This is a genomic window from Pseudomonas sp. B2021 (assembly GCF_018135665.1).
Lineage (GTDB): Bacteria > Pseudomonadota > Gammaproteobacteria > Pseudomonadales > Pseudomonadaceae > Aquipseudomonas > Aquipseudomonas lactis.
In genome coordinates, this window is the sequence record NZ_SMOF01000001.1 from 2755327 (window position 1) to 2762101 (window position 6775).

Below are 6775 nucleotides of genomic sequence, written 5' to 3' on the forward strand. Positions count from 1 at the left end.
CGGAACGCTCCCTTATTCGCCTTAATGCACGTATTTTTTATAGAGAAATCAATGACAAAGGAAAAGTTGCTGGCCATGCCGGCGGATGACTACATGAATGCCGAACAGCACGCTTTTTTCGAGAAGTTGCTGCAAGACATGAAAGTGGAACACCACGAGCGCATTGAGCAGAACCGTATCGCCATTGAAAGCCTGGACACCCCGGCCGACCCGGCTGACGCGGCTTCCGTGGAAGAAGAGCGCACCTGGTTGGTGAACGCCATTGACCGCGACCAGCGCATGCTGCCGCAACTTGAGCGCGCCCTGGAACGCATCAAGGAAGATTCCTTTGGCTGGTGTGACGACAGCGGCGAGCCTATCGGCCTCAAGCGCCTGCTGATCAGCCCTACCACCAAGTACTGCATCGAAGCGCAAGAGCGCCACGAGCAGATCGACAAGCACCAGCGTCAAGCCTGATGCGGTGAATGGGGCGGCTCTCGAGCTGGCCGTCCCGGTCTCTACATTGTTGCTGTTTATGCAATGAAGCTATTCCGAAGATAGCTTTTTCCAACTGGAATAAAACCGTAGCATGGCCAACATTGTTAGCCAGCTAACTAATGCTGCGGAGAAGCTCCATGCAAAACAAAGTCGATGTGGCCGTGATGATCGGCAGTGGCGTGCCTGAAACCCTGCGTGCCCTGGGCCAGCGCGCCTGCTGGGTAGTGTTACTCAACGGTGAGCAGCGCGGCACCGCGTTCGCCAGCCGGGATGAGGCGCAGGAATGCCAGGCTGCCTGGCAAGCGCTGTTGCGCAGTGAAGCGTCCGACAGCCTGCATTGATCACATGCGGGGAGGCTCATGCAGCAGTGCATTGAGGTCATCCACTGCGGGCGCCCATTCTGCGTCGACATGCAATTGCTCCCTGAGGAAGTTCGCCTGCTGTTCGCTCCAGAACGGCGCGTCGATGAGTTTTACATCATCGGGCAGGCGATGTTCGGCGGTGAAACGCTCGATAGCTTCCTGGCTGGAATCCAGGCCCAGTTGTTCGAACAGGGTTTCAAGGGTTGGGGTCGTGGTGTCCATAACGTTCTCCATGCGGGTTTATCGTCATGCATGTGAGGGGTCGGGGGACGCCAGAGTTCTATCGGATTGTCAGGAATTGAGCGCGCCGCAATCTACGGCGGCTTTCAGCGCCTGGGCCGCTTCTTTGCCCGCCACGGCAGCTGCGTCGGCGGTTTTGAACCAGCGGTCTTTTTCCACCTGGTGCGCGGTGACCTTGTTCAGCGGCGGTTTGGCCCGCATGATGATGACCGCTTGAAACTCGCCGTCTACTTCCCTCGCATCACCGTGGATAATAAATTCGCCAATATCAAATTCCGTCACGTATAGCTTTCCCTTCAAGGTAACTGCGTTGATGAAACCTGACCCGCAGGGGGCAAACTTCAATGGACGGGCCAGTATGGCAGTTGTTGAGGGGCGGTGGCGCAGTAAAGTCAGCCAGGTGACGAAACGACCCGACCGCAACGAGCGTGCAGCTTTGCTTCCAGAGTCTTGGCCAGTTCACAGGCCTTGTTGTGATCACTGCGAAAACCCTTGATCCTGCCGCTGGGCACTTCAAGAATATGAAAAAAGTTCTTTCCTGCCGGTACAACTTGGTACAGCACTGAATTGGAGTACCCGTCAAGGTTAAGCAAGCAGTAGTATTGGCGTTCGTCTGGACATGATGAACGAGTGTGGAAGGACGTAGCGTCGTGTTGACGTCGTTGCATGCTCAGCTCCTGTCGATCGATCTTATTGGCCTGTGGTTAGCATTTGCGGTGGTTTTGACCCCGGTTGCTGTTTTAGTATTGTCGTCGGCAGTTCGCGACTGGTTCCATGTCTTGCGTATTTTTTGTGTTGAGTGTCGGAAAACTGCACTTTTAATCGGGTTATTCTCTGAAGTTGGTCGACCTGTATTCTCGGGTCGTTGAACCTGTGATTTGCTGTACCACCGGATGACCTTGCATGAGGTCCGCCGCAGATGTCTGTACTAGCCTTACGCGTTCTCTTCAGTTTTTTAATGACTCTATGATCGTGTCGTAACGGCTATTTTTTGTGCTGCTCGCTTCGGCGGCCAGCGCTTTTTTGATGTGGGGGCGTTTCCTTGGCAGTCAGTAATCTGGATATGCACGCGTTATTCGTGCTGGGTGATTTGCGCGCTAAGTTGGTCAAGCAGTTTCAATCTCGGTTTGTCTACATCACTGAACAGACGCCGGAAGGTATTTATATCGCCGAGATCGATACTGAAACGGCGCTGGTCGTGGATGACAAACCGCGCCTGGAACTCAAAGTGGGCGACCATTTTCGCGCTTCGGTGTTGCCCAGCCGCGAGGGTGGCAAGTTCGAATTGAGGTTTCGCGACATCAAGTTGACCGTGTACGGCCTCGGCGACTATGCCTTTGTGTCATCGAACGAAGGCCAGGGTATTGTGTTCAAGGAAGGCCACAGCGTGATGCTGGTATTCGCCGCCCATGAGCAATTGCAAGAAGGGTTGACCAAAACCCTGAAGGCCGTGACGGGCAAAGCCGCCAAATGGCGCAAGGGTGAGCTGGTGACCTTCAAGGCCAGCGAGTAGGCGATAAATACGCTGTGCATCTTTGTCTTTTGGAACCTCTACTACAGTTGAGTTGACTTAACTATTCAGAGGCTTCGCGCATTCGCAGCAAAGCCGTTCGCCATGACTGCGAAAACGCGAGGTGCATAGGCATGAAAGGATTGAAGTCACTGCTGGCGGCGGGCCTGACGACCCTGACTCTGTCATTGCCGGTATCGGCTGCCCAGGCACCGGTGCATTTTGCCGACCTGAACTGGGAAAGCGGCAGCCTGATCACAGAAGTCCTGCGTTTTATCGTCGAGAAGGGTTATGACCTGCCCACCGACACCTTGCCAGGCACCACCATCACCCTGGAAACCGCCCTGGCCAAGAATGATATCCAGGTGATCGGCGAGGAGTGGGCTGGCCGCAGTCCGGTGTGGGTCAAGGCGCAAGCCGAAGGCAAGGTGACGGGCCTGGGCGATATCGTCAAAGGCGCCACCGAAGGTTGGTGGGTGCCGGAATACGTGGTCAAGGGTGACCCGGCAAAAGGGCTCAAACCCCTGGCACCGGACCTCAAAAGCGTACAGGACCTGGCGCGTTACAAGGACGTGTTCAAAGACCCTGAGTCTCCAGGCAAGGGACGCTTTCTCAACAGCCCTATTGGCTGGACCTCCGAAGTGGTCAACAAACAGAAGCTCAAGGCTTATGGCCTGGACGACAGCTACGTGAACTTCCGCAGCGGGTCAGGCGCAGCGCTGGATGCGGAGATTGCCTCGTCGATTCGCCGGGGCAAGCCCGTGCTGTTCTACTACTGGTCGCCGACCCCGTTGATGGGGCGCTACAAATTGATCCAGTTGGAAGAACCGCCATTTGATGCAGATGCGTGGAAGACCCTCACTGACGCGGACAACCCGAACCCGAAGCCGACGCGCTCGTTGGCGTCCAAGTTGAGCATTGGCGTATCGACGCCGTTCCAGCAGGAACATCCACACATTGCCGAGTTCTTCGAGAAGGTCGAGTTTCCCATCGAGCCGCTTAACAAAGCCTTGGCGACGATGAGCGAGCGCCATACGCCCCCTCGGGAGGTGGCCCAGGCGTTTCTCAAGGAACATCCACAGGTGTGGAAGGCGTGGTTGACGGACGATGTGGCGCAGAAGGTCGAGGCGAGCCTCAAGTAAGCGCCAGTCTTGGTATCCAGTGAAGATCAAAATGTGGGAGCTGGCTTGCCTGCGATGACCGAGTGTCAGACAACCTATTTTTATGCTGACCCACCGCTATCGCAGGCAAGCCAGCTCCCACATTTGATTGTGTTTGAGCTTTAAAATTTGGTCTGTACAGCCAGCTCAAAGGTCCTCGGTGACCCCAGATAGTACGCCGGCGACACATGGGCAAACTCGGCATACACCTCGTTGGTCAGGTTACGCACCCGCCCGGTGACCGAGGTGTTCGCATCCAGCTTATAGCGCAGGAATGTGCCAAACAGCGTATACGCCGGCACGGTCTGGGTGTTGGCATTGTCTGCATACACCTGGGCGACGTAGCGCGCATCCACGCCACCTTGCCAATCCTCGGCAAAGTCGTAGGTCAGCCAGAGGTTGCCCACACGCTTGGGCACGTTGGTCGGCGTGTTGCCCTTGCGCGACACCACGGCGCCGCTGGCGGTTTTTTCGTTGAACTCATCGTACTGCGCGTCCACCCAGGCAAAGTTGCCTTCGGCCAGTAGTTTCGGTGTGATATGCAACGAGCTGGCCAGTTCGATGCCCTTGGACGACTGCGCGCCCACCGGGATGCTGCTGGTCGGGTCCAGCGGGTCGGTGACGGCAAAGTCCTTGCGTTCGATCTTGTAGGCCGCGACCGTGGCGGAGCCCCTACCTTGCAGGTAATCGAACTTGCTGCCGATTTCCCATTGCTTGCCGGTGGACACGTCGAACACTTGGGTAGTGGTATTGGGCTGTTCGACGGCGGTGCTGTATTGCACATAGACATTGGCGGACGGGATGAACTGATAGGTCAGGCCCACCCGGCCCGTTACCGGTTCCCAACTGCGCTTGAAGTGCCGTGGGTTGGTGGCGGTGAGGGTGCGGTGGTTGGTCACGTCCAGGTCGATGGCGTCATAGCGTAGGCCGGTCAGCAGCGAGAGCTTGTCTGTCAATCCAAGACGGTTTTCCACGAACAGCGCCTTGGTGGTCACCTGGTTGGTTTTGTCCTTGACGAAACCTGGCTGGGTACCGGGAATATCATAGAAGTGCCCTGGGTCGTAGTGGTTCGGGTCCACGCTACTTTTGCCGGGCACGTTCAAGGGGCTGTTGGTGGTGCTGTTGACCTTGTACTCAAAACCGCCCGACCAGGTGGTGGCAAGGCCGAACACGCTGGAGTCATGGCGCAGTTCGAACTGGTTGCCGTTCTGCTCGCCCTGGTGCCGCACCTGATAGGCCGTCGAGCGGTTCACCGCGCTGTTGTTGGCGTTGTACTGGTAAGTCTCCAGGTTGCGGTAGTCGCGCTGGCTGTCGAGGTGGTAAAGCGTGTTTTTTAGCGTAGTGCTGTCGTTGATCCGGTAGTCGATGATCGACCGTGCCCAGATCGTGCGTTGCTCATAACGACCGTCGGCAACGTTGTAGTTATTGAAGCGGTTGTGCTTGTCGATCTTCAGTTCACCGGCCTTGGGGTTGAGCACCGGCGTGCCCCAGTACGGGCTGTCTTCATGTTCGTCCTGATACTCAAGCGCCAGGGTGTGGGACAGGTTCGGGGTGAGGTCGCTGAGCAGGGAGAATGCGACGCTCCAGGCATCGCGCTGATCGCGGTCGATGTAGCTGTGGTTGGTGTTGCGGCTCACGTCCAGGCGGGCGTAATGCTGTACGTCGGCGCCGGGTTCGGTCAGCGCATGGTTGAGGCCGAACGCCATGCCGGCGGTGTCGTAGCTGCCATAGCTCAGTTGGCCTTCGACGGCCTGTTCCTCGCGGGTTGCCAGCTTGGTCACGTAGTTCAACGAGCCACCCACGGAGCCTGCGCCGTTGATCAAGGAGGAGGGGCCGCCCACCAGTTCGACGCGGTCGTAGATCCACGCATCCACCGGCCGCGCCAGGCCCGTGGCGACATTGATGCCGTTGAACATCTGGGTGATCTGGCTGCTGCTAAACCCCCGGTACGAGACAAAGCCGCCAAAACCGGGCGGGGCGCTGGCGTTGACACCGGGCAGGGTATTGGCCGCATCGCGGAAGGTCTTGGCGCCGTGGCGCTCGATATCGTTGCGGTTGGCGATGGCCACTGACGCCGGGGTTTCCCGCACGCTCAGGCCCAGGCGCGAGGCCATGCCGCTGGGTTGGTCCAGGGCCAGGCCCGGCTCGGCACTTTGCTCGCCATCAATGGTGGTCGGCGCCAGTTCAAGGGCTGAGGCGCAAACAGGCAGGCAGCCGAACAGGCCCGCCAACAGGGGTAAATGTTTCATGGTTGAATCCTGAAAACTTGGCTCGAAAACAACGCACAGCTACCCGTAGTCCTTACGGCAACGGGGCGATGCAGATCAGAAAGCGCAGGGATCAGGCGACGGCAGGTGGCGCGCGGGGATTAGCCGCAGGCCAGGTGAAGCGGGCGGGAATGTCAGCAGCAAGCACCACCGCAGCAGGCGGCGCATGGGGTTGTGGCAGCACCGCCACGTTCAGGTGGGAATTGAGCGCCGGGCCCATGCCGCCGGTAGAGCACAGCGGGCAACCAAATGCCTTGGATAGCGTGGGCAGGTTTTCGTCTGTCGAGTTGCTGGGCAGCGGCGCCTGGGTACGTGGGTCGACCGTACAGAACTGGCCGCTGATGCCGTTGAGCTGCATCCCCACCATCTGCCCATGACCAATGCTGCAGGCGAACACATTGAACAGGACGCAGCAGTAAAGCATCCAGGCAATGAGTGAGCGGTCGGCACGGGCGAGTTTCATGGGGTGGCACTTTATCATCAGCGACCGACGAAATGCCTGCAAAAAATCTCAGGGCGACTATCCTCATTCGCACATTTTTGTGGAGCGCCGACCATGAGCTTTGTCATTGCGCGATGGATCGTCGGGGTATTTACCTTCATCAGCATGGTGCATTTGTATTGGGCTGCGGGTGGCAAGCTCGGCAGCCTGGCCGCTATCCCGCAACTGCCCGGAGAGTTCGCCAGCGGGCCGAGGCCGGCGTTCAAACCGTCGGCGCTGGGCACTTTTCTGGTGGCGATGGGGCTGGTGGCGATTGC

General features: G+C 58.1%; 9 protein-coding genes and 1 pseudogene. 5 read left to right on the top strand and 5 right to left on the bottom strand.

What is annotated here, in order from left to right; translation table 11 throughout:
* Nucleotides 1–51: 51 nt before the first annotated feature.
* Both E1K68_RS12235 and E1K68_RS12240 read left to right on the top strand, forming a co-directional pair.
* Nucleotides 52–456, top strand: coding sequence for a TraR/DksA C4-type zinc finger protein (locus E1K68_RS12235; RefSeq protein WP_003191666.1), 405 nt, complete (start codon nt 52–54; stop codon nt 454–456).
* Nucleotides 457–614: 158 nt separating this feature from the next.
* Entirely contained in the window at nt 615–818 is a 204-nt protein-coding gene (locus E1K68_RS12240; protein ID WP_003191664.1) for a hypothetical protein, read from the top strand.
* Here the strand turns inward: E1K68_RS12240 and E1K68_RS12245 are convergent, their stop codons facing one another.
* The 3 genes from E1K68_RS12245 to E1K68_RS12255 all read right to left on the bottom strand — a co-directional run bounded on the left by E1K68_RS12245 (nt 819) and on the right by E1K68_RS12255 (nt 1747).
* Nucleotides 819–1061 carry a DUF2789 domain-containing protein gene (locus E1K68_RS12245; RefSeq protein WP_138761471.1) on the bottom strand — a complete coding sequence of 81 codons (243 nt, stop codon included), beginning with the start codon at nt 1059–1061 and terminating at the stop codon, nt 819–821.
* Between the two features lie 69 nt (nt 1062–1130).
* Nucleotides 1131–1361, bottom strand: a complete 231-nt coding sequence (locus tag E1K68_RS12250; RefSeq protein ID WP_003191661.1) for a hypothetical protein — start codon at nt 1359–1361, stop codon at nt 1131–1133.
* 110 nt (nt 1362–1471) lie between these two features.
* Nucleotides 1472–1747 (bottom strand): hypothetical protein, encoded by a 276-nt coding sequence (locus tag E1K68_RS12255; protein WP_080765570.1) that lies wholly within the window; start codon nt 1745–1747, stop codon nt 1472–1474.
* A 395-nt stretch (nt 1748–2142) separates the two neighbouring features.
* Between E1K68_RS12255 and E1K68_RS12260 the strand changes: the two genes are divergently transcribed.
* Together E1K68_RS12260 and E1K68_RS12265 are read left to right on the top strand one after the other, a co-directional pair.
* Nucleotides 2143–2592, top strand: a complete 450-nt coding sequence (locus E1K68_RS12260) for a hypothetical protein (RefSeq protein WP_044274081.1) — start codon at nt 2143–2145, stop codon at nt 2590–2592.
* Between the two features lie 131 nt (nt 2593–2723).
* On the top strand, nt 2724–3731 hold the full coding sequence (locus E1K68_RS12265) for an ABC transporter substrate-binding protein (protein ID WP_003191654.1): 1008 nt from the start codon (nt 2724–2726) through the stop codon (nt 3729–3731).
* Nucleotides 3732–3871: 140 nt separating this feature from the next.
* Here the strand turns inward: E1K68_RS12265 and E1K68_RS12270 are convergent, their stop codons facing one another.
* The gene (locus E1K68_RS12270) at nt 3872–5998 is read right to left on the bottom strand and encodes a TonB-dependent receptor (protein ID WP_212614153.1); all 2127 of its coding nucleotides are present in this window, start codon (nt 5996–5998) and stop codon (nt 3872–3874) included.
* 91 nt (nt 5999–6089) lie between these two features.
* Nucleotides 6090–6479: a DUF2946 domain-containing protein gene (locus E1K68_RS12275; RefSeq protein ID WP_034134960.1), complete on the bottom strand. Its 390-nt coding sequence runs from the start codon at nt 6477–6479 to the stop codon at nt 6090–6092.
* 93 nt (nt 6480–6572) lie between these two features.
* Between E1K68_RS12275 and E1K68_RS12280 the strand changes: the two are divergent.
* Nucleotides 6573–6775: pseudogene (locus E1K68_RS12280) on the top strand (DUF3995 domain-containing protein); the annotation flags it as partial.

Excerpts from the sequence above, each read along its gene's own strand:
- E1K68_RS12260 (WP_044274081.1), top strand. The coding sequence starts at position 2,143 with ATGCACGCGTTATTCGTGCTGGGTGATTTGCGCGCTAAGTTGGTCAAG.
- E1K68_RS12240 (WP_003191664.1), top strand. The coding sequence starts at position 615 with ATGCAAAACAAAGTCGATGTGGCCGTGATGATCGGCAGTGGCGTGCCT.
- E1K68_RS12265 (WP_003191654.1), top strand. The coding sequence starts at position 2,724 with ATGAAAGGATTGAAGTCACTGCTGGCGGCGGGCCTGACGACCCTGACT.
- E1K68_RS12275 (WP_034134960.1), bottom strand. The coding sequence starts at position 6,479 with ATGAAACTCGCCCGTGCCGACCGCTCACTCATTGCCTGGATGCTTTAC.
- E1K68_RS12245 (WP_138761471.1), bottom strand. The coding sequence starts at position 1,061 with ATGGACACCACGACCCCAACCCTTGAAACCCTGTTCGAACAACTGGGC.
- E1K68_RS12255 (WP_080765570.1), bottom strand. The coding sequence starts at position 1,747 with ATGCAACGACGTCAACACGACGCTACGTCCTTCCACACTCGTTCATCA.
- E1K68_RS12235 (WP_003191666.1), top strand. The coding sequence starts at position 52 with ATGACAAAGGAAAAGTTGCTGGCCATGCCGGCGGATGACTACATGAAT.
- E1K68_RS12270 (WP_212614153.1), bottom strand. The coding sequence starts at position 5,998 with ATGAAACATTTACCCCTGTTGGCGGGCCTGTTCGGCTGCCTGCCTGTT.